Source organism: Flavobacterium bizetiae (assembly GCF_024271895.1).
GTDB lineage: Bacteria > Bacteroidota > Bacteroidia > Flavobacteriales > Flavobacteriaceae > Flavobacterium > Flavobacterium bizetiae.
Map to the genome: position 1 here is coordinate 3,568,643 of NZ_CP091861.1, position 21,133 is coordinate 3,589,775.

Here is a 21,133-nt window from a genome sequence, read left to right on the forward strand (position 1 = left end):
ACTATACTATACTGTGCTACAATGATAGCAAAAATATTAATATAATGTTAAAAAATAACCGATTTAATTATTTTGGATGGTCTAATTTGAGGTTTAGATATTCTAAGTGCTATTATTTTGGTTAAAGAAGAATTGTATTTTTCGCATTCGACATTGACTAATGCCTCAGAAAAATATACCGTTAGGACTAATAATAGGAGATGAAATTTTGAGCAAAATGTTTTTTGAAAAACAAAATCAGGGATGAAACTTTAACTTTCGCAGTAAAAAATCTTAGCGTAAATAATCGTAAATTTAAGTTTCGGTAGCCAAAAAATACGGTTGAGCATTAAAAAATGATTCTACAGTATTATTTTTAGAATGCGAAACGTTTATTTGAGCACTTTTACCGGAATAATTGCTTAATAAATATCTCATGAATGTACCTCCAACAATTATAGCAGCAACAAATTTTTCGGCTATAGCCAATAATGCGGTTGCGTATGCTGCCGGACTTGCAAAAAGTGCCAATGCCAGACTTATTCTCTTCAACTCTTTTCAGTTAAGTATTCATAGTGCTAATTCTCACATTAGTGCAGAATCGATGCAAAAACAATTAGATATGGCTTCTGAAAAGCTAACTACTTTGGGAAAAGACATTGCCAGTAGCTTCAATATCGAAGTAAGCTGTTTTTGCAGTTATTCATTTTTAGAAGAAGAACTTTCGTCGTTAATAGCGCTTAATAATGCCGAATTGGTTGTAATGGGAATGGCAGAACGCTCTTTCGAACAGGAATTAATGGGGAATTCGACCACATCTGTCATCAAGAATTTAAAGACAGCCGTATTAGCAGTTCCTTTAAAAGCACGTTTTCAAAACGTAAAAAAAATACTGTATGCCTGCGACACTTTAAGCTTTTCGTCTATAAAAAGATTCAGCTGGTTAAGAAGCATTGTAGGCAATCTTGGAGCAGAGGTAGAATTCTTTAGTGTTGATGCAAAATTAGACGATCTTAAGCATGAACAAGAGAGGTTATTATTGAGTTCGACACTCGAAGAAGAGTTCCAACAAGTAAAATATCTCTATAAAACTGTTAAATCCAATGCGGTGATAAATGAGATTAAGAAGGAAATTAACATTTATGATGCTGATATTTTAGTAATGGTGCCACAAAAGTATGGTTTTTGGGATTCTTTAGTACATAAAAGCAAAACTCGTATTATGGCAGCAGGTTTAGACATACCGCTATTGTCTTTTCCAAATTTCTGACGTTATTTTGCAGTCTGATTTTTATCCAAAAAAAAACAGCAAAAGAAAAGATTCAAAATAACAAAAACAAATAAAAATGAAGGCAACAATTACAGCTATAGGAGGATTTGTACCAAACTCCATATTAAGTAATGAGATGATTTCAAGAATGGTTGACACAACTGAAGACTGGATAGTAAAAAGAACAGGAATAAAAGAGAGAAGATTAGCTAAAGATGAAAATCTGGCAACATCGGATCTTGCAAGTGCCGCAATCGAGAATTTATTAGATACTTACGAAATAGACCGTTTGGAAATTGATGGTTTAGTTTTAGCAACTGCAACGCCGGATCATCTTTTAACTCCTACTGCAAGTAAAGTATGTGAACTTAGCGGATTCACCAATGCATTTGGTTTCGATTTAAACGGTGCCTGCAGTGGTTTTCTATACGCACTAGAAATGGCAACGACCATGATCGAAAGCGGACGTTATAAAAAAGTGGTTGTGGTTGGAGCAGATACAATGAGTTCTATTGTAGATTATGAAGACCGTAATACCTGTATTCTTTTTGGAGACGGGGCAGGAGCAGTACTTTTAGAAAGAACAGATTTAGAATACGGAATGATGAAAAGTATTCTTCGTACAGACGGTAGCGGTACATCATCACTTTTAGTGCCTGCAGGAGGCTCAAAAACGCCTGCAACAATGCAAAGCATTATACACAGAGAACACTTTATCAAACAAGAAGGTTCTTTTGTATTTAAAAAAGCAGTAGAATCAATGTCTAGTGTTTCTCAGGATGCGATTGCAAGCAATGATTTAACAGTAGAAGATATTGATTGGGTAGTGCCGCATCAGGCTAATCTTAGAATCATAAAATCAGTAAGCGAGCATTTGAATATTGGTATCGAAAAAGTAAAAGTAAATATCGATAAATACGGTAATACAACATCAGCAACTATTCCGTTATGTCTTTGGGACTTTAAAGATGATTTTAAAGAAGGTCAAAACATATTGATTACCACTTTTGGAGCTGGTTTTTCATGGGGCGCAACCTGTATAAAATGGGGCGTAATGAGAGCGCTGAGAGCGGTAGAATCATCAACAAACGGAAAAATTCTAAAACATGATCTAATGTATCAGTAAGATACTCAGATCGTAATGTTTTTTTTAATGCATATATTGTCAGTATATTAGCTTATGGATGCAAGTGTGCAAAGTAAAACCAGAGGGAAGAATTTTTTCTATAAGTATTATAGGATTATTGTAATACCGGTTGTTTTTTTTCTCTATTTATCGTCTTATTATTTTTTGAATCCTTATCAGGATTTTGAACAAAATACGTTACTGGTTTTAGACTGGACAGTTGATATCTTTATCATTCTGGTATATTGCGCCGTACTCACAGAATTAAGTCTGTTTGTAGGCCGAAGTCTTAATTACTGGATTAGCTGGGAGCAGAAGCCTATTTTCAGGGCATTTGCGCAATTTATTTGCCTCATTGCAGGAAATATTCTTTTAAATATTTCTTTTTCGCGTTTGTGGCAATTTTTTTACTCCTGGACACCATTAAAAGAAAGCGAATTGGTACAAATATGGCAGTCAAATTTAATGGCTGCTATATTGTCTCTTTTCATCAGTTTCATTCACACCAGTATCTTTCTGCTGAATCGCTGGCGCGTTACTTCTGAAGAAGCCGCCGAACTCAAAATCAAAGCTTCGGAATTGCAGGAAGCTGTAACCAGATCTGAGTTAGAATCTTTAAAACTACAGCTCGATCCGCATTTTATCTTTAATAATTTCAGTACACTTACAGAGTTAATTCACGAAGACCAGCAATCTGCGGCGTCATTTCTGGAAAATATCACGCGTGTGTATCGCTATATGATTTCTAATCTCGATAAAGATACGATCACGGTAAGGGAAGAAATAGAATTTTTAAATGCTTATTTTTATCTTTTAAAAAAGCGTCTGGGTGAAAAAGTAGAGTTAAAACTGCAGGTAGATATGAGTTGTTTAGACCGTCATTTGCCGCCTTTAACCTTGCAGTTATTAGTCGAAAATGCTGTTAAACACAATAGTGCAACGGTAGCGAATCCGCTGGTTATTGCTATTTATTCTGATGTTGGAGATCTTGTGGTGCGCAATAATTTGCAGCCAACATCCGGAAAGAACTTTATTTCGACCGGAGTCGGAAATAAAAATATCGAGTTCAGGTATAAAATTTTGTTCGATCGAATGCCTGTTTTTTCAGAGTCTAATGGTTTCTATTGTGTGCGTTTGCCTTTAATTTAATGCTATGAAAATTTTAATTATAGAAGATGAAAGTATCAATGCCAACCGTCTTAAAAGATTGTTGGAAGAACTAGAACCCAATTGCGAAATACTGGACGTAATTGATACGGTTCAGGGCTCCGTAAAATGGCTGAATTCGAATGATATGCCTGATTTAATCACCATGGATATTCGTTTGGCAGACGGTATTAGTTTTTCTATTTTCGAAGAAGTTAAAATTACCTGTCCTATCATATTTACAACAGCTTATGATGAATATGCCGTTCGCGCGTTTAAGGTAAACAGCATCGATTATTTGATGAAACCTATCGAAAAAACAGAATTAGAACAAGCTTTGACGAAATTTAAATCAGTATCGAAAGTTCAGAATAATACCGAAGATATTGCCGTTATTTTGAAAGGATTCATGAATAAACCTTCTTTTAGATTACGATTCCTCGTTACCTTTCGTGATGGCTATAAAAGCGTTGATGTAGCCGATATTGATTTTGTGTATTCAGAATTTAAAACCTCGCATCTTTTTCTTCAAAACGGGACTACAATTCCCATCCCGCAAACTATGGAAGAACTCGAGGAAGAACTTGATCCCGACGTTTTTTTCCGCGCCAACCGACAGTTTTTTATTCGTGCCGAAAGCATCAAATCGATCGCCAATTATTTTAATGCCAAACTCAAAATTCAGCTCAAGGCAGATCCTGAGCGCGAAGTAATCATTAGCAGGGAAAAAGCGCCTTTTTTCAAGCAATGGATGGATCGTTAAAATAATTTTAACTTCATTTTAGGCAGTATAATCTACTATTCGGTTCGTTTAATCACCGTTTGGGTAATACTTTCCTGTGTTTACGTTTACTCTCTTTTTAATTTTGTTGTTTATTATTCCGAATCAAATGCTCTTTTTGATTTGAGTTGCATCAAAATTATCGTTAATGAAATACTCCCTAAAAACATTTTTAAAATTTAAAGAATACTTACAAATTATAGCACTTTGGATAACTGCATTTTTGTTCTATGTCTTCATGACCTACAGCATGATCGATGAAGCTTTCTTTGCTGCCCATAAAATTTGTGCAAAGGATTTTTTACTTTCAGAAATAATGGGAGCCTTGACTGTCGGGGTTTTTATGGGAACGATTCTGTTTCTGTTGCAGGAATTTGTATACCCCAGATTCTTTCATAATTATGGAATTTTATTGACTACATTACTCCGAAGTCTTTTGTTTATAATAGTCTGTTTCCTCGGACTTTTGATTGTGCTCGAACTTAATAAAGTACATTTTATCAGCATTAATAATTTGTTTACACTTCAGGTCAATGCAAAATGGCTGATTTGCTTTACGACCTATTGCCTAATCGTACACATTTTTATAACACTTTTGCAGGCTTTTAGCCGAAGATTAGGCAATAACTATTTTAAGAATATTTTACGCGGCAATTATATGATTCCGGTTGTAGAATACAGGGTTTTTATGTTTTTGGATATGTGTTCTTCGGCTACAGTTGCAGAAGAAGTAGGGCATTATAATTACAGTCTTTTGTTGCAGGAATGCTTTACCGATTTATCTGAAATCTTAATTGAATATGATGCCGAAGTCTACCAATATGTGGGCGATGAAGCCGTATTGACCTGGAAAGTAAAAGAAGGTTTTAAAAGACATCAATGTATTGAATTGTATGATGCTTTTTCCGTCAGATTGCTTGAAAAGAAAGAGTTGTATCAGCAAAAGTTTGGATTAGTGCCAAGATTCAAAGCTTCGATCAACGAAGGTCTTGTAACCGTTGCCGAAATTGGACAAATCAAAACCGAGATTGCTTATCATGGCGATGTGCTTAGCACCGCAGCCCGTGTTCGTGATTTATGCAACGATTATAAAACAAACCTTCTTATTACCCAGTCCTTTTTCGAACAATTAACTTCTTTTGATCAGGATAATTTTACAGCGATCGAAACCACTATTTTGCGCGGTAAAAAAAGACCCGTGACTATTTATAAATCTTTCGATTAAATCTTTCTTACAGCACTGTCAGCCTACTATTTTTCTCGGTTGACCTATTTTTCGTTTCAGCATCAAAAAAATACGGTTGGGTAAACTTACCTTAATTTATGAGGTCTTTGGGTTGTTATTTTGTCGTCAAATCCTATGTATTCATTAAAAGTGAAATAAAATGACAAAACAAATTTTCCAAAATAATAAAACACTCAGCAAAATGGTAGTTTTATTGATTATCATTAGCTTTTCTTCATGTGGCAAAAGCGGGCAGGAAGGTTTAGCACCTCCAAAACCTGAAGTCGATTTTTTTGAGGCTAAATCGATCACCGGCGAAGTAGAAAAAAAATATCCAGGTATTATAGAAGGTACCGTAAATGTTGACATAAAAGCGCAGGTTTCAGGTTATCTTGAAGCGATTTATGTAAAAGAAGGTGATTATGTTACCAAAGGACAATCACTATTTAAAATTAAAGGTGATGTTTATGCTGAGCAGGTTAACAATAGCCGTGCAGCTTATAAAAGCGCTTTAGCAAACCTTGCCAATGCCAAACTCGAAATCGAAAAAATCAAGCCGCTTGTAGAAGCCAAAGTATATTCAGACATGCAGCTAAAAACGGCACAGGCAAATTATGATGCTGCAACAGCTCAGGTTGCACAAGCAAAAGCAGCATTGGGATCTTCACAGCTTAACGCAGATTTTTCTTTGATTAAAGCGCCGGTAAGCGGTTACATCAGCAGAATCCCGAATCGTGTGGGTAATCTGGTTACGCCATCAGATGTTGTGCCGCTAACGATTCTTTCTGAGATCAATACTGTTTTTGTTTACTTTTCTTTAAGTGAGGCCGATTATCTGGCTTTTGCTAAAGATTCAAAATCAAACCAAACCGTTAGTTTAATTCTGGCCGATGACAGCGTATACGAACATCAGGGAAAATTGGAAGTAGCGAGTGGTAATATAGACCGTACAACAGGAACTATTGCATTAAAAGCAGTTTTTTCAAATCCTAAAAAACAATTACGTTCAGGAGGTTCTGCCCGTGTGGTGCTTAATAGCAGTTTAAGTTCAGTAATTACAGTTCCGATGGCAAGCGTAAAAGACATACAGGATAAATTCTTTGTTTATGTTTTAAAAGCAGGCAATAAAGTGGCGATGGTTCCTATCGAAATTGCAGGAAGCGCAGGTACAGATTATTTCGTAAAAAGCGGCGTAAAATCAGGTGATAAGATTGCATTAAACAATATCGATCTGCTTTATGATGGTAGCGAAGTAGTGCCAAAAACAGCGGCAAAATCGCCAGTTAAAAATTAATTTTTTGGTTTTAATATAAATAACATTTCCATGTTAAAAAAAATAATAGACAGGCCTGTATTGGCTACAGTTATCTCCATTGTATTGGTGATATTAGGTATCATAGGTCTTACAAGATTATCGGTAACCAGATTCCCTGATATTTCGCCACCAACCGTAATGGTAAGTGGTTCTTATCCGGGAGGAAATAGTGAAACCGTTATACGTTCTGTGGTAACACCACTTGAAGAACAAATTAACGGGGTAGAGAACATGCAGTACATTAAATCTACTGCGAGTAATGACGGATCTTTTTCGATCAGTGTCATTTTTAAACAAGGTGTTGATCCTGATCAGGCTGCTGTAAACGTACAAAACAGAGTACAACAGGCAACGCCAAAATTGCCTCAGGAAGTAATCAGAATGGGACTTACGACCTCGAAACAGCAAAATAGTATGATCGTTATTTTTAACCTTTATACAGATGATAATGCGAAGTACGACGAATTGTTCCTTCAAAATTATGCCAACATCAATCTGGTGCCGCAAATAAAGCGTGTTCCGGGTGTTGGACAAGTGCAAATTTTTGGACAAAAAGATTATTCGATGCGTGTCTGGCTTGATCCCCGAAAAATGGCCAATGCAGGTTTAGTACCTTCAGATGTTACGCGCGCCATTGCAGATCAAAGTTTAGAGTCGGCTCCGGGAAAACTGGGAGAAGAATCAAAAGCAGCATTAGAATACGTTATTCGATATAAAGGAAAGAAAAACAAACCGGAGCAATATGAAAACATTGTCGTAAAAACGGATGGCAATAATATCTTAAGGCTTAAAGATGTAGCAAGAGTAGAATTTGGTTCGATTTCGTATAGCGGAGACAACAAATCAAACTCTAAAAATGCCGTGACAATGGCCATTTTACAAACATCAGGTTCGAATGCGAATGATATAGAGATCGGAATCAATAAAGAAGTAGAAAGATTATCGAAATCCTTTCCTCCAGGCATCAAGTATGTCAACGTAATGAGTACCAAAGAAAGACTGGATGAAGCTACAGGACAGGTAAAATCGACTTTATTAGAAGCTTTTGTACTGGTATTTATCGTTGTTTTTATATTTCTTCAGGACATTCGTTCTACCATTATTCCGGCCATTGCGGTTCCGGTGGCGATTGTAGGTACTTTTTTCTTCCTGTTGGTATTTGGTTTTACTATCAATATTTTAACGCTTTTTGCTTTGGTTCTCGCCATTGGTATTGTCGTCGATGATGCGATTGTGGTCGTCGAAGCGGTTCACAGTAAAATGGAAGAAGATTCAAGCCTTTCGGCTAAAGAAGCGACGCATAGTGCTATGGCAGAGATCACAGGAGCCGTTGTTTCGATCACGCTTGTAATGTCGGCAGTATTTATTCCAATTGGTTTCATGACCGGATCATCAGGGATTTTCTACAAGCAGTTTGCTTATACTTTGGCCATTGCGATTATCATATCGGCAGTAAATGCATTAACGCTTACTCCGGCATTATGTGCACTTCTTTTAAAGAACAGCCATAGTGGTAAACACGAAGGAGACGATCATAATAACGGATTCAAAGAACGTTTTTTCATCGGGTTTAATTCAGGTTTCAACAACTTAACCGGTAAATATATCAAAGGAGTTCGTTTTCTTATTGGCAGAAAATGGCTTGCCGGCGGATTAGTTTTAGGAATAAGCGCCATCGCGGTAATGATGATGATGAGTACTCCAAAAAGTTTTGTACCAATGGAAGATGACGGATTCATGCTTTATAGTTTGTCAATGCCGCCAGGAACCGCTTTAGATCGTACTACAGAAGTAATACAGAAAATGGAAAAGGAACTTGAAACGATTGAAGCGATTGATGTAAATACAAGTATTACAGGTTTCAACATTTTAAGTAATAGTGCGAGTACCGCTTACGGATTAGGATTTATAAAATTAAAACCTAAAAAAGAAAGAGGCGCTGTTAAGGATATCGATGAAATTCTGAATGTGGTCAACGCCAAATTATCTGTCATAAAAGAAGGTCAGATTATGGTATTAAGAATGCCACCGGTAGAAGGATTTGGAGTAACAAGTGGAGCCGAAATCGTGCTACAGGACAGAACAGCGCGTGATCCGGCTACATTAAAAGCAATGGCTGATAAAGTAATTGGGCAAATTATGCAACAACCCGGAGTACAATATGCGTATACTACTTTTAGAGCAGATTATCCGCAGCTTGAATTAGAAGTTGATGAAGAAAAAGCAAGCCAAATGGGCGTGAACATTCGTGAAATGTTAGGCAACATTCAGACTTATTTTGCCGGAGATCAATCGGCCGATTTTTCAAGATTTGGAAAATTTTACAGAGTGAATGTCAAAGCCGATGGAATTTTCAGAACAGATCAGGATGCATTCAACGAGATATTTGTTCGAAATGCCAAAATGGAAATGGTACCGGTAAAATCACTTGTAAAACTGCGTAAAGTGTATGGCCCGGAATCGGTAAATCGTTACAACTTATACAATTCAGTAAATATTACAGCAGTGGCATTGCCTGGATTTAGTAACGGACAAATTATGGGGAATCTTGAAACGGTTCTGGATAAATTACCATCTGATTACAGTTACGAATGGACAGGATTAAGTCTTGAAGAAAAAGCGGGAGGAAACCAAACCATAGCCATTTTTGGATTGTGTCTGTTGTTTGTATTCTTTTTACTGGCAGCCCAATACGAAAGTTATTTATTGCCTCTTGCCGTATTATTATCGATCCCAACAGGAATTCTGGGCGCTTTTGCAGGAGTTAAAGCAGTAGGATTGGATAACAATATTTATGTTCAGGTTGGATTGATCATGCTTGTCGGGCTTTTGGCTAAAAATGCGATTCTTATTGTAGAATTTGCGCTTCAGAGACGTTATGCAGGTTTATCTATTGCTGAGGCGGCGATAGAAGGTGCAAGATCGAGATTAAGACCAATTATCATGACATCGCTGGCTTTTATTGTAGGTATGATTCCGTTGATGTTTGCCTCTGGAGGAACGGCAGTAGGAAACAGATCGATAAGTGTAAGTGCCGCTATCGGAATGTTTAGCGGAGTAGTTTTAGGAGTTTTTGTAATTCCGTTACTTTTTATCCTCTTTCAGTATTTACAGGAAAAAGTGTCAGGTAAAAAGATCGTAATTCAAACTATAAAAGAAGAATAATGAGAGTATTATATAATATCGGAATTAGTTTATTTACAGGTATGGTTTTGACATCATGCGTTGTAGGAAAGAAATATTCCCGAGCAGATTTAAACGCACCCGAGAAATATCGTGAAGACATAACATTGACAGGAGATACCATTTTGCATCCCTGGAAAAGTTATTACAAAGATCCGATGCTGGTGAGTCTAATCGAAAAAGCCCTCGTTAAAAACAACGAGGTGCTTATCGCGATGAAAAGCATGGAACAGCTTGATCTTACATATAAACAGGCAAAATTATCATTATTGCCAACCCTTGATTTTGATGCAGGAGCAAGCCGTAGTTATCAGTCTAAAAATTCCTTAAATGGTTCATTGAGCGCACAATTTATTGGTAAAGATTATATGGATGATTATAGTGCTAATCTTAGATTATCATGGGAAGCCGATATCTGGGGAAAAGCAGCCATGCAAAAGAGAGATGCTAAGGCAGGTTATTTTGCACAAAAAGAAAATCTTTCGGCCTTAAAAACAAGAATTATTGTGCAGGTGGCTCAGTCGTATTACAACCTTTTAGGATTAGACGAGCAGCTTAAAATTGCACAAAAAAATATTGATTTGAGCAATAGTACTTTGAGTATGATGCAGATGCAGTACCAATCAGGATTGATTAGTTCGTTAGCGCTTTATCAGACAGAGGCTCAGAAAAAAACAGCAGAATTGTTGGTTCCTTTAGCAGAGGCAAATATAGCGGTTCAGGAAAATGCATTGCAAATTTTATGCGGTGAATATCCTGATAGCATTATACGTTCAGGAAATCTTGACGTAGCAGAATTGAATGTTACCTTATCTTCAGGAGTTCCGGTATCGCTTTTAAGCCGAAGACCGGATGTAAAAGCTGCTGAATATGCCGTTATGTCTGCCAATGCTAAAACCGGATTAGCAAAAGCCACCATGTATCCAACGCTGAGTTTAAGTCCTTCAATCGGGATTAATTCGTTTGAATTTGATACCTGGTTTAATTTTCCGGGTTCAGTTACTAAAACCATTGCAGCCAATTTGGTACAGCCCATATTTAAAAAACGTCAGTTAAGAACAGCGTATGAAATTGCCGTTCTGGAACAGGAGAAAGCAGTTGTTCAGTTCAAACAATCTTTTATTATCGCTGTCGGAGAAGTTTCTGATGCCATGTCAAAACTAAAAAATGCTGATAAACGAATGGAACTTGCTACAGAAAAGTCGGTTTCTTTAGATAAAGCAACGCATGATGCCAACTTGTTGTACAAAAGCGGAATGGCGACTTATCTTGAGGTTATTGTAGCACAAAATAGTGCTTTGCAAAATGATCTTGATGTTGTTGCCATAAAATTAGAAAAACTAAACGCAGCAATCAACTTATATCGCGCATTAGGCGGAGGAGTAGAGTAGTTTGTACTCAAAATAAAAAATCATCATCTGTACAAGTTTACTGTACAGGTGATGATTTTTTTATGTTATAATAGCAATTGTAAATCTTAATTTACAATATCGTGTAAAGCCTGAAATATATTCAAAGGATATTCTGCAATTCGGTTACATAAATACAAATACCATTCTTTACCATAAACAAAATACAGTTTTGTTGGATATCCCTGTTCTTTTAAAGCGATAAGTTGTTGGTTCTGGATTCCGTATAAACTTTCAAATTCATATAAATCTTTACTCGTTTTATAATGATTTACTAAGGCAACCACTTCTTTCTGAATAAGATCATGATGCGTAGCAATCGCACAAATGTGATTTCTGGATAATAATTGATCTACATAATACAAATAACGTTCATCAAGTTCAGTTCCTCTTGCAATCGAAACATCTTTAGGAGTTTCAAAAGCACCCTTAACCATTCTGATCCTTCCGTTTTGTTGTATTAAATCTTCAAAATCATCTTTTGATCTGTGCAAATACGCCTGAAGTGTTATCGAGGTATTGCTGAAAGTTTGAGAAGCCAATTTGTACATATCTATAACTGCATCTGTTATTTCGATGTTTTCTGCACTAATGGTTACTTCGATATTTTTTTGTTCGGCTTCCTGACATATCAAACTTAAATTATTAAAACACAAATCTTTTGAAATCGATAATCCGATATGCGAAAGATCAAGAGAAACTGTCGAATTTAATTGCTGCGTTTTAATTTCCTGAGCAATCCTGATAAACTCATTCGTGGCGCTAATCGCTTCTTGTTCCGTAAGAGTATTTTCGCCCATAAACTCCATAGAACATTTAAAACTCTGTTTGTTTTGTTCTTTTACTTTGGTAATGGTTTCTTCGAGTGTTTCACCACCAATAAAGCGATCGGCTGCTTTTTTTATGGTTTTAAACAATACTTCGTTTGATAAAATATATTCTTTTGCATGTTCATTCAAGGCCGCTTTTCGTAAAGCATTGGCTCCCATTAAAAGTAAATCTTTTTCCATTTTTATTTAATAATTTGTTTTTGATAATTAATTAAAGTGATGCAATCCAAACTGGTCTGACAAAGTATTAATGTCTTAAAATTTCACTTTTGTTTTTTCTGAATTTCTCTACTTTACGTGCCTGAGCGAAATAAGTAAGTATGTTTTTTGCACTATTATTACATAATGCGATACAGTAGATTTTGAGCAATCGATTTTGCTTTATACGCGTTAAAGAACCAACGCCAGCACTAAAATTCGGAATATAAATGTATCATTTATATTGAGATATAAAAACAGGAAATTGATTTTATTCAGATAATTTTTGTTGGAAGATCATCTCTGGATTTTTAAGATATATTCTAAACCGTAATATTAGTTTGAAAATGAATAGTAAGAGATAAATCAAATTGTAAATTCTAAGTATAGACCAACTCTAAAATTTGTTGAGCGATAAAAAAACTGAGTTTATTTTTCTCCAAAACATCTAGTATTGATTTATAACTATCACAAAACCAATAAGTAAAATTATTCGTATGTAAGCGAACGAAAGATAAAATGTTGAAATGATGGAAGACAAATATCAAAAAATAATTGATGACGAAAATAAAAGGCTAAACGAGAGAATAGCTAAGATAGAACGTGATCATAAGCGTGTTATACGTAGAATTTATATTTCGGCTATTATAATTATTGTGGTCACTATTTATTTTTGCCTGATCGCATAATAATGAATGCTGAAATAGTGAATGCCATACTATAGTAAAATTTAAAATTACAATAGTATGGCATTCAAAAAATGATTAAACCTTAAAGTGGAGTTGAGTTTTGAAATACTCCGTTTTTATTCTTTGTATAAAATAATAGTCGCTTTATAACCCGTACCAACATTCCATTGACTTGCCTGAATAACAGCTCCTTTATCATCATAAACCTGAAATTCAGCGGTATTTGGCGAAGCAGAACCTTCGTTTAAAGCCTCAAAATCAATTTTGTTAATTCCTTTTACCAGATTTATTTTAAATCCCTGAAATTCACCATCCAGAAGTACTTCTGTTTCGATAACTTTATCATTCAAAAGCACCCTGATTTTATCGCCATCGACAAAAGCAGCATCACGATAACGAACTGTAGAAGTAGATGAATTGGTTACAAAACCTCCTAAATATTCATTTCTTCTATAAAAAATGCCTTCTACATTTGCTTCTGGCTTGTACAGAATATTATTTTTATAAAGATCTTCCGGATTTATTTTTAAAACGGTCGATTCTTTTAACGGAGGCGGATCGTTTGGCGGAGTCTCTGTTGGCGGCAATGGTTCTTTTATGTCAGAGTTTTTAGCCGGAATTGGTTTGTATTTATCTTTTATTTCTTTTTGCGAATATCCGTGTAAAGAGAGACCTAATATAGAGAATAGAAATACTATTTTTTTCATAAATTTTAAATATTTAATATATAAACGGCAATGAAGTCTTAAACAGTTAATTGCTACTTATAAAACATTCAATTATTGTATTTATTGCGTTTACAGCCATTTTATTTCTTAAAAAAAGCTTTCTCATTCTATTTCATTACACATAAAAAGATATTGATACCAATAGCTTTTCAAACCATAATTATTTACTTTTTTTAAGCGCATCTATCAATTCATCCATATTGACTACAGCATAAGTAGAAGAATAATCAGAAACTGCATAAGGCAATATCAGGCTATTGTTGTGTATGATCGCGCCACAAGAATAGACAACATTCGGCACATAACCTTCTCGCTCATCTTCAAGTGGAGAAAGCAAGGGTTCAGAAAGTCTTCCTATTTCTATAGACGGATCTTCAAGATCTAATAATGAGGCTCCAATACAATAACGTCGCATTGTACCAACGCCGTGCGTTATAACAAGCCATCCATCAGGTGTCCAGAGTGGCGAACCGCAATTTCCTATTTGAGTAAATTCCCAAGGATAGCGTGGTTCCTGAAGTAAGATAGGAACATTCCATTGTGTAACCCTGTCAGAATACATGATGTAATTGTTTACACCGTCTATTCGCGAAAGCATGGCATATTTGCCTTTTATTTTTCTTGGAAATAAAGCCAGGTTTTTATTCTGAGCTCCGGCGCCATGCAAAGGCATAACTCTAAAAGTGTAAAAATCCTCTGTAGAAATAAGTTTAGGCAATATCGCATGACCATTGTAAGCGGTATAAGTGGCCATAACGCGGCTTGAACCATCATCATCTTCAAAACGTACAAAACGTGCATCCTCGATACCACGGCTTTCGGACTCAGATATCGGAAATATAACGCGTTCTGTAAGATCAGAATCGTGTTTGAATTGCAAATCATAAAACGAATCGGCAAGCCAGAGTATTTCTTCGAGTGCTGTTCTTCTTTCCTGACGAATCGACGGATCGCTTAAAGCAGTATTTACCATACTTTTTAATACGGCAAACTCGAATTCGTTGGGCAAATCCTGCATAATTTGAGCGATATATCTGTCCTGCGTATGCATTTCGGACAACTTTAATAAAAAGCGCTCTTTATTGAATAGGGTTTTATGTTCGATTTCGGCTTTGTCAATATTATGACCAATTTTCATGACCTGAAGATTGTTGTCTTTATCGAGAATTCCGCGTCTGAAAACTATAGATGAAATATGGCCTTCGCCTGTTGCACGAAAAGAAATAATCACACGTTTTTCGCCAGCTTCAAGACCAGACTGATCAAAATCTTCTATGATCGAAGGATTAAAAATCGCAGCAGATTCTATGGCATATTCCATTGTACAATAAGAACCTATCAGCATTTTTCGATCCAGAGTCATGGCCTCGTAATCTATTTGCATGGCTTCGATGATAGGTTTTATTTTTTCGCAATGTCTAAAAAAGATAGCCGAAATATTTCGGTGGCGTCTTGCAAATTCACGAAGTGTCTGTTCTAAAGTTTCCAGCACTTGCTTTTCGTTCAGCATCATTATGCGTGAGACCATTTGTTTGGTCCGCTCTTCGCCATTCATAAAATATCTTGCAACAACTCTTTTAGAATCCGGGGTGAATTTTATGTCTTTACGGATGACTGATACTCGCATAGTAAATTTGTTTTTTTGATGTTAGAAAAATTTCTTCGGCTGCATTATTATAATTTATTTAAAGAAAATGAAGCTATATACCTGTCAGAAAACAGCATTAATAGTTAAAAGAATGATCTATTTCTAAACAAGTTAGTGATTTTGTGAACGAAATAAAACTTTTTTTTAAAACTTTTATTGTTGGTTTCCCGATAAATAGGTTTATTTTATTGTAAAGATAAATTAAGAATAGCGCTGAATGTTAGATAAATACAATCTTCAAAAAGCTTTGATACTTTTATAAGCTTTTTAATTGTCTTTATAATTATGATTAAATTTTGTTGGGTTTACTTACATATTTGTTGTTTATAACAAAAAATCGCCAGGGCAGGAGCGCGTCTTCCTGTGCATAGGCAACACCAACTCGTGGTACGGCGGCAATTTGGTCAGGAGTATAACGAATATTATGATCTTCTATCCAGATTTCTTCGCCTGTTAATTCTTTTTCGTTAAATGTCCGGTCGATTCCCAAAGCTTTGGCAGCAGATCCCGGACCTGATGATATCGCAGCTTTTGAGGCCGCAATCTTGCGTCTGGTTTCCATGATATCCAATCCTGTAAGAGGTTCAATGGCACGTATCAATACTGCATGTGGCTGTCCTTCGACAGAACTTACAATATTAAAAAGATAGTGAATTCCGTAGCATAAGTACACATACGAAATGCCTCCTTGCTGATAAAGAGTTTCGGTTCTGTTCGTCCGGCGTCCGCCATAGGCATGCGATGCCTTATCCTGAACACCAAAATAAGCTTCGGTTTCTACGATAATACCAGCAGTTACAACACCATCAATTTGGGTAAAAAGAACTTTGCCCAGAAGATCTTTGGCTAGAAAAATAACATCCGGATTGAGATAATACGAAAAGGGTAATTTCAACTTTATTGGTATTGTATTAATAATTATGACTTGCTATGACTGATCTTTTTTATTTCAATAGTAGTCTTTTCATTATTTCTTGATGAGGTTGACTTTAGCTCCGGTTTTTTTTCTGAAGTTCTGGCGCTCGAAATATTGTTTTTGTGATTTGAAGTTGTCATCATACATTATTTAAATCATTAATAGACACAAATGTAGCAACTTCAAAAGCAACATTATTATAGAATTTATAGCGCACAATTGCATTATTTTCAGTTTGTTTAAAAGTAAAACGTCATCGATAATTGTATTATCTTTTTAGATTTTTTAATTAATAATAAAATCACTGGTTTATAGCCATCCTTTTGAAATCTTATAATCATTAGGCAGATAAGTAAGATATTGCACCATTCTCGGGCTTTTGCCTTTGTTTGGCGTTGCGCAATGTGGCAATCGGTTATCCCAGATGATAAAATCTCCGGCATTACCCAAAATAGGATCAGCCTGTAAGGTTTCAAGCGCTTTATCTCTTGGGTTTTCGTCTGGTTCAAGATGATCTAACCAATGATTTATTTTATTATGAAATCCCGCTACACAATGAAAAGCACCATCATTTGCGCCACAATCCGTAAGATAAAGAAGTCCCTGAAGGCCAAACGTTATAGGTTGTCTCAGGCTGGTATCCCAATGAAGCCCACTTCCCAAAAAAGTAAATTCGTCAGTTTCAGGAGGGTTAAAGCTTACTTTGTCAATGGTTTTGTAGATATCTTTTGTATTGTAAAGCTGTTCATATGCTTTTTTTATTTTAGGCGAAAGCCTGTTTTTATTTAAAGTTTCATGATCCGAAAAATTAAGCATTAATCCTTTTTGATCTTCATGCCTTTTGTACCAACTTTCTTTTATATCAGGATCCATTGCTAAAAAATCCCAAATAGCTTGTTGAGTTGCTTCGCAATCTTCTTTCGAAACGGCATCTTTTATGACTATATAACCGTTTTTATTCCAAAATTCAAGATCTTCTTCTGAAAGTACATTAGCTGTAAAAACATCTGAATCAGTATTTTGATTTCTTTTTTTGACAGAAATCCAGTTTTTAAAAGTTTCGAAATCAGGTTTTTCAAAGTATAAAAACTGCAAAGTTTCTTCCATACCAATACCCAATTCGTATAAGGTTTTAATTTCTTTATTCCAGCTTTCTATTTCCTCTGTAGTAGGTGCTTGAGTAGGATTTACGGTACGTGTCCAAAGGTTTTGAAGAGTAGTCCAGGGCATAATTTTTGTGGTTTTTATAGTTTTTTAATAAGGCCAGTAGACATGCAAAGGTTTACTCATCCAGGGGTATTTTATAATTGAAAAAGCAAAAGGGGATTTATGTAATAAGATATCGTAAGCTTTTTTGTCTACTGTAAGTTCCCATCTATCCACTAACTCTACAAGTATTCCGTCGCGAATGAGCCAATTTCCTCTAAAACCATCTATAGAAGTGCTGCCGATGTCCTGCCAATAAGAAATGGCGGCATTTATTAAGCCATTGATAAGATGCTCTTCTTCGTCAGTAATCTCAATTCTATCAGGAACACTGTCGCTAACAGACAAACCACAAAGCACTTTATTTAAGGGTAAATAAATTTCTTCTGTTTCGGTAAATCCTGTAACAACATAATGTAAGTACTGTACAGCTTTTTTTTGATTTTCTACATTAGTAAAATTTCTATCCTCTACAAGATGAAGTCTTTCGAATAGCATGGGGATGTAATTGTTTAAAATAACAATTCCTGCATTTCTGACCGGAATCCCTTCTTTAAGCGGAGTTGCAGGTCTTTTTATCGGTTGATTTTCAGAAGATATTCCCATTTTAGTGGTATTAGTTATAGATAGAAAAGAAACATAAAATTAGAAATCTTTTATTAATAATAGACTAAGTAGTTTTACCTGATATGGTTTTTTTATAAGAGAAAGTTAAAAAATAAATAGCATACATTTGTTGTGCTTCATCATTCATAAAGTAAAATATTTTTAAAATGTACGATACAATTTTCAAACATCTTGAAGAAAAAGTCAAATTATCCCCAGAAGAAAAGGAGCTAATAAAAACTTTCTTTAAACCTAAAAAATTAAAGAAAAAACAATTTGTAGTGGTTGAAGGTCACGTTTGTAATTATCTGACATTTGTTTCGAAAGGACTTTTAAAAGCTTATAATGTCGATGATAAAGGCAATGAACATATCAATCAGTTTTCGCCGGAAGGTTGGTGGACATCAGACATGAGCAGTTTTTTTAGCGGAGGAATTTCTTTTTATAGTATTGATGCCATGGAAGATTCAGAAGTATTGCTAATTACCAGAGAAGATTTCGAAAATTTAACGATAGAAGTTCCGGTAATGGATCGGTATTTTCGATTGCTTTTTCAGAATAGTTTAATTACAAAAGAAAGAAGATTAATAAGTTCGCATACTCATACGGCAGAAGAAAAATACAAACATATAGTAGAGAACAATCCTGATTTAATTAAGCGGGTTCCTCAAAATCTATTGGCATCTTATCTTGGTCTTTCTCCTGAAACATTAAGCCGTCTTAAAAAAAATATCATTTTCGATCAGAAATAATTGATTTAGATCAAGTAAATTTCTTGCTTCAGGTCATCTTTCTGAACAGGGTTTGTAAAGTAATTTTGAAAAAAATAAATTACTTATGAATTCTAAAAACTCACCGATACAGGAAACAACCGGAAACATCGCTTTAGTAGTAGGAGCGACCGGTATTGCAGGAAGTAATCTTGCGGAAAAACTTCTGGAAAAAGGATGGACTGTTTATGGACTTTCCCGCAATCCGAAAAATAATATTAAAGGCTTAAAACCCATTGCTGCAGATTTATTAAACAATGAATCATTAGAAAATGCTCTAATCGATGTTTTACCTACGCACGTATTTTTTACAACCTGGATGCGAAATGATACCGAAGAAGAAAACATCAGAGTAAATAGTGCTTTGGTTCGAAATTTATTAAACGTTTTATCTCTTAAAAAGTCTGTACAGCATGTTTCGTTGGTTACAGGTTTAAAGCATTATTTAGGACCGTTTGATGCTTATGCTACAACGGGAACTTTGCCTGAAACGCCTTTAAGAGAAGAACAACCTCGTTTAAACCTTCCTAATTTTTATTATGCTCAGGAAGATGAAGTTTATGGGGCAGCGGCCAGAGATGGTTTTAGCTGGAACATACACAGACCACATACGCTAATTGGTAAAACCATTGGGAATGCCATGAACATGGGAACGACATTGGCTGTTTATGCCAGTATTTGCAAAAGCGAAGGAATTCCTTTTATTTGGCCGGGATCAGAAGCACAATGGAATGGGGTATCTGATGTTACAGATGCAAAAATTCTGGCAGATCAGATTATTTGGGCAGCAACAAATCCTGAAGCTCATAACGAAGCTTTTAATGTAACTAACGGAGACGTTTTTAGATGGAAGTGGCTTTGGCCAAAAATAGCAGAATGGTTTCAAATAGAACTCGAAGGATATAACGGAACTATAAAACCTCTTGAAACAGCATTAAATACAAAAGAAGCTATCTGGAAAACAATTGCAAAAGAACATCAATTAATAGAAGAAGATTTAAATCAGCTCGCTTCTGCATGGCATACAGATCTTGATTTAGGAAGACCTCTGGAAGTAATGACCGACATGTCACGAAGCCGAAAACTTGGTTTCACAACTTATAAAGATACCAAAGATTCGTTTTTTGAATTGTTCGGGCAATTACGAAACGATAAAATAATACCTTGAAAGATTAATTAGATAATTTGGTAATTAGAAAATTAGATAATTTTAGCGACAGTTATTACTAGTTTAATTTATAAAAGAAAGGACGGTTTTTTAAAGACCGTTCTTTTTGTTTTTAATCATTACAACCTTATTATTTCTGAAGGCGCAGTTTTAATGGCAATTTTAAGCTTTATTTAGGTTTTTTAGTGTTTTTTCTTTCAAAAAAAGGAGTAACTTGCGAACAATTAAATGCAATTAAAAAAGCAATGACGATTTCAAATTTTTATTTAACAAATAATGACTTGATGAGCCTTATGGGCACGTTATTGTATTTGCATGACGATACTTTCTTAAAAAGTTCGAAAGAGTTTATTAATTAAGCCCTGTCATAACTCTGGACAGGGATACTTTCATCCACGATGCTCAATTATTTAATCTTCAATTTTTATTGGGATTAAGATATCATTGAATTCAACACTACATAAGAGCTATAAGAGATTTAATGAAGAGTTATTATCTTACCTATGAAATTGGAGCAACAAGAAAGTTATGTCACAATCACAAAATATCATTTTAACAACAGGAATATACGATTTAATTAAAGATCACGTAAGAAGAAAAAAAGTAACAGTAGAAGAAGAAGTATTATTGCTTCATGAACTTAAAAAAGCCACACAGGTACTAAGAAGAGATTTACCGGAAGATATTGTTTCTGTAAACAGAAGAGTAACTTATAAAGATTGTACAACCAATGTAGAAAAAACGGTTGTGTTTGTAGGACCTGAGAAAAACAAAGTAAGTAAAAACAGAATTTCTATTCTTTCAGACGAAGGTATAGCAATGGTAGGATATAAAGAAGGAAATGTTGTAGAATGGCCTGCTAAAAAAGGAAATCTAAAACTTGAAATCTTAAAAGTAGAAGAAGTAGCGTAACGCACTTTTTAAATGTAAAACATCCCAT

Annotated in this window: 17 protein-coding genes; 11 read left to right on the forward strand and 6 right to left on the reverse strand. The window is 35.1% G+C overall.

Annotation, left to right across the window (positions count from 1 at the left end; all coding sequences use genetic code 11):
* The first annotated feature begins 415 nt into the window (after positions 1-415).
* From L0669_RS15305 to L0669_RS15340, 8 genes are all read left to right on the forward strand, one after another.
* Positions 416-1,249, forward strand: coding sequence for a universal stress protein (locus tag L0669_RS15305; RefSeq protein ID WP_263758621.1), 834 nt, complete (start codon positions 416-418; stop codon positions 1,247-1,249).
* A 76-nt stretch (positions 1,250-1,325) separates the two neighbouring features.
* Positions 1,326-2,375, forward strand: a complete 1,050-nt coding sequence (locus L0669_RS15310) for a beta-ketoacyl-ACP synthase III (protein ID WP_173969311.1) — start codon at positions 1,326-1,328, stop codon at positions 2,373-2,375.
* Positions 2,376-2,540: 165 nt separating this feature from the next.
* Positions 2,541-3,524, forward strand: a complete 984-nt coding sequence (locus tag L0669_RS15315) for a sensor histidine kinase (protein ID WP_263758622.1) — start codon at positions 2,541-2,543, stop codon at positions 3,522-3,524.
* Between the two features lie 4 nt (positions 3,525-3,528).
* Positions 3,529-4,284: a LytR/AlgR family response regulator transcription factor gene (locus tag L0669_RS15320; RefSeq protein WP_263758623.1), complete on the forward strand. Its 756-nt coding sequence runs from the start codon at positions 3,529-3,531 to the stop codon at positions 4,282-4,284.
* Positions 4,285-4,450: 166 nt separating this feature from the next.
* Positions 4,451-5,527, forward strand: coding sequence for an adenylate/guanylate cyclase domain-containing protein (locus tag L0669_RS15325; RefSeq protein ID WP_263758624.1), 1,077 nt, complete (start codon positions 4,451-4,453; stop codon positions 5,525-5,527).
* A 160-nt stretch (positions 5,528-5,687) separates the two neighbouring features.
* Positions 5,688-6,821, forward strand: coding sequence for an efflux RND transporter periplasmic adaptor subunit (locus tag L0669_RS15330; protein ID WP_263758625.1), 1,134 nt, complete (start codon positions 5,688-5,690; stop codon positions 6,819-6,821).
* Between the two features lie 30 nt (positions 6,822-6,851).
* On the forward strand, positions 6,852-10,007 hold the full coding sequence (locus L0669_RS15335; RefSeq protein ID WP_263758626.1) for an efflux RND transporter permease subunit: 3,156 nt from the start codon (positions 6,852-6,854) through the stop codon (positions 10,005-10,007).
* Entirely contained in the window at positions 10,007-11,416 is a 1,410-nt protein-coding gene (locus L0669_RS15340; protein ID WP_263758627.1) for an efflux transporter outer membrane subunit, read from the forward strand. Before L0669_RS15335 ends, L0669_RS15340 begins: the two co-directional genes overlap by 1 nt.
* Before the next feature lie 86 nt (positions 11,417-11,502).
* Here the strand turns inward: L0669_RS15340 and L0669_RS15345 are convergent, their stop codons facing one another.
* From L0669_RS15345 to L0669_RS15370, 6 genes are all read right to left on the reverse strand, one after another.
* Positions 11,503-12,444: a proline dehydrogenase family protein gene (locus tag L0669_RS15345; protein ID WP_263758628.1), complete on the reverse strand. Its 942-nt coding sequence runs from the start codon at positions 12,442-12,444 to the stop codon at positions 11,503-11,505.
* An 823-nt stretch (positions 12,445-13,267) separates the two neighbouring features.
* Positions 13,268-13,858, reverse strand: a complete 591-nt coding sequence (locus L0669_RS15350) for a hypothetical protein (protein ID WP_263758629.1) — start codon at positions 13,856-13,858, stop codon at positions 13,268-13,270.
* A gap of 181 nt (positions 13,859-14,039) precedes the next feature.
* Positions 14,040-15,506: a glycoside hydrolase family 130 protein gene (locus L0669_RS15355; RefSeq protein WP_263758630.1), complete on the reverse strand. Its 1,467-nt coding sequence runs from the start codon at positions 15,504-15,506 to the stop codon at positions 14,040-14,042.
* Between the two features lie 310 nt (positions 15,507-15,816).
* Complete coding sequence (locus L0669_RS15360) at positions 15,817-16,422, reverse strand: DNA-3-methyladenine glycosylase (protein ID WP_263758631.1); 606 nt, start codon at positions 16,420-16,422, stop codon at positions 15,817-15,819.
* 330 nt (positions 16,423-16,752) lie between these two features.
* Positions 16,753-17,673: a phytanoyl-CoA dioxygenase family protein gene (locus L0669_RS15365; RefSeq protein ID WP_263758632.1), complete on the reverse strand. Its 921-nt coding sequence runs from the start codon at positions 17,671-17,673 to the stop codon at positions 16,753-16,755.
* Between the two features lie 24 nt (positions 17,674-17,697).
* Positions 17,698-18,255: a contractile injection system tape measure protein gene (locus L0669_RS15370; protein ID WP_263758633.1), complete on the reverse strand. Its 558-nt coding sequence runs from the start codon at positions 18,253-18,255 to the stop codon at positions 17,698-17,700.
* Between the two features lie 167 nt (positions 18,256-18,422).
* Here L0669_RS15370 and L0669_RS15375 point away from each other — a divergent pair, with 167 nt between their 5' ends.
* The 3 genes from L0669_RS15375 (at position 18,423) to L0669_RS15385 (ending at position 21,105) form a co-directional block, all read left to right on the forward strand.
* Positions 18,423-19,007 (forward strand): Crp/Fnr family transcriptional regulator, encoded by a 585-nt coding sequence (locus L0669_RS15375; protein WP_263758634.1) that lies wholly within the window; start codon positions 18,423-18,425, stop codon positions 19,005-19,007.
* 85 nt (positions 19,008-19,092) lie between these two features.
* The gene (locus L0669_RS15380; RefSeq protein WP_263758635.1) at positions 19,093-20,193 is read left to right on the forward strand and encodes an SDR family oxidoreductase; all 1,101 of its coding nucleotides are present in this window, start codon (positions 19,093-19,095) and stop codon (positions 20,191-20,193) included.
* 528 nt (positions 20,194-20,721) lie between these two features.
* Positions 20,722-21,105 (forward strand): GreA/GreB family elongation factor, encoded by a 384-nt coding sequence (locus tag L0669_RS15385; RefSeq protein ID WP_263758637.1) that lies wholly within the window; start codon positions 20,722-20,724, stop codon positions 21,103-21,105.
* The last annotated feature ends 28 nt before the right edge of the window (positions 21,106-21,133 follow it).

Excerpts from the sequence above, each read along its gene's own strand:
- L0669_RS15305 (WP_263758621.1), top strand. The coding sequence starts at position 416 with ATGAATGTACCTCCAACAATTATAGCAGCAACAAATTTTTCGGCTATA.
- L0669_RS15310 (WP_173969311.1), top strand. The coding sequence starts at position 1,326 with ATGAAGGCAACAATTACAGCTATAGGAGGATTTGTACCAAACTCCATA.
- L0669_RS15320 (WP_263758623.1), top strand. The coding sequence starts at position 3,529 with ATGAAAATTTTAATTATAGAAGATGAAAGTATCAATGCCAACCGTCTT.
- L0669_RS15325 (WP_263758624.1), top strand. The coding sequence starts at position 4,451 with ATGAAATACTCCCTAAAAACATTTTTAAAATTTAAAGAATACTTACAA.
- L0669_RS15330 (WP_263758625.1), top strand. The coding sequence starts at position 5,688 with ATGACAAAACAAATTTTCCAAAATAATAAAACACTCAGCAAAATGGTA.
- L0669_RS15335 (WP_263758626.1), top strand. The coding sequence starts at position 6,852 with ATGTTAAAAAAAATAATAGACAGGCCTGTATTGGCTACAGTTATCTCC.
- L0669_RS15340 (WP_263758627.1), top strand. The coding sequence starts at position 10,007 with ATGAGAGTATTATATAATATCGGAATTAGTTTATTTACAGGTATGGTT.
- L0669_RS15345 (WP_263758628.1), bottom strand. The coding sequence starts at position 12,444 with ATGGAAAAAGATTTACTTTTAATGGGAGCCAATGCTTTACGAAAAGCG.
- L0669_RS15350 (WP_263758629.1), bottom strand. The coding sequence starts at position 13,858 with ATGAAAAAAATAGTATTTCTATTCTCTATATTAGGTCTCTCTTTACAC.
- L0669_RS15355 (WP_263758630.1), bottom strand. The coding sequence starts at position 15,506 with ATGCGAGTATCAGTCATCCGTAAAGACATAAAATTCACCCCGGATTCT.
- L0669_RS15365 (WP_263758632.1), bottom strand. The coding sequence starts at position 17,673 with ATGCCCTGGACTACTCTTCAAAACCTTTGGACACGTACCGTAAATCCT.
- L0669_RS15370 (WP_263758633.1), bottom strand. The coding sequence starts at position 18,255 with ATGGGAATATCTTCTGAAAATCAACCGATAAAAAGACCTGCAACTCCG.
- L0669_RS15375 (WP_263758634.1), top strand. The coding sequence starts at position 18,423 with ATGTACGATACAATTTTCAAACATCTTGAAGAAAAAGTCAAATTATCC.
- L0669_RS15380 (WP_263758635.1), top strand. The coding sequence starts at position 19,093 with ATGAATTCTAAAAACTCACCGATACAGGAAACAACCGGAAACATCGCT.
- L0669_RS15385 (WP_263758637.1), top strand. The coding sequence starts at position 20,722 with ATGTCACAATCACAAAATATCATTTTAACAACAGGAATATACGATTTA.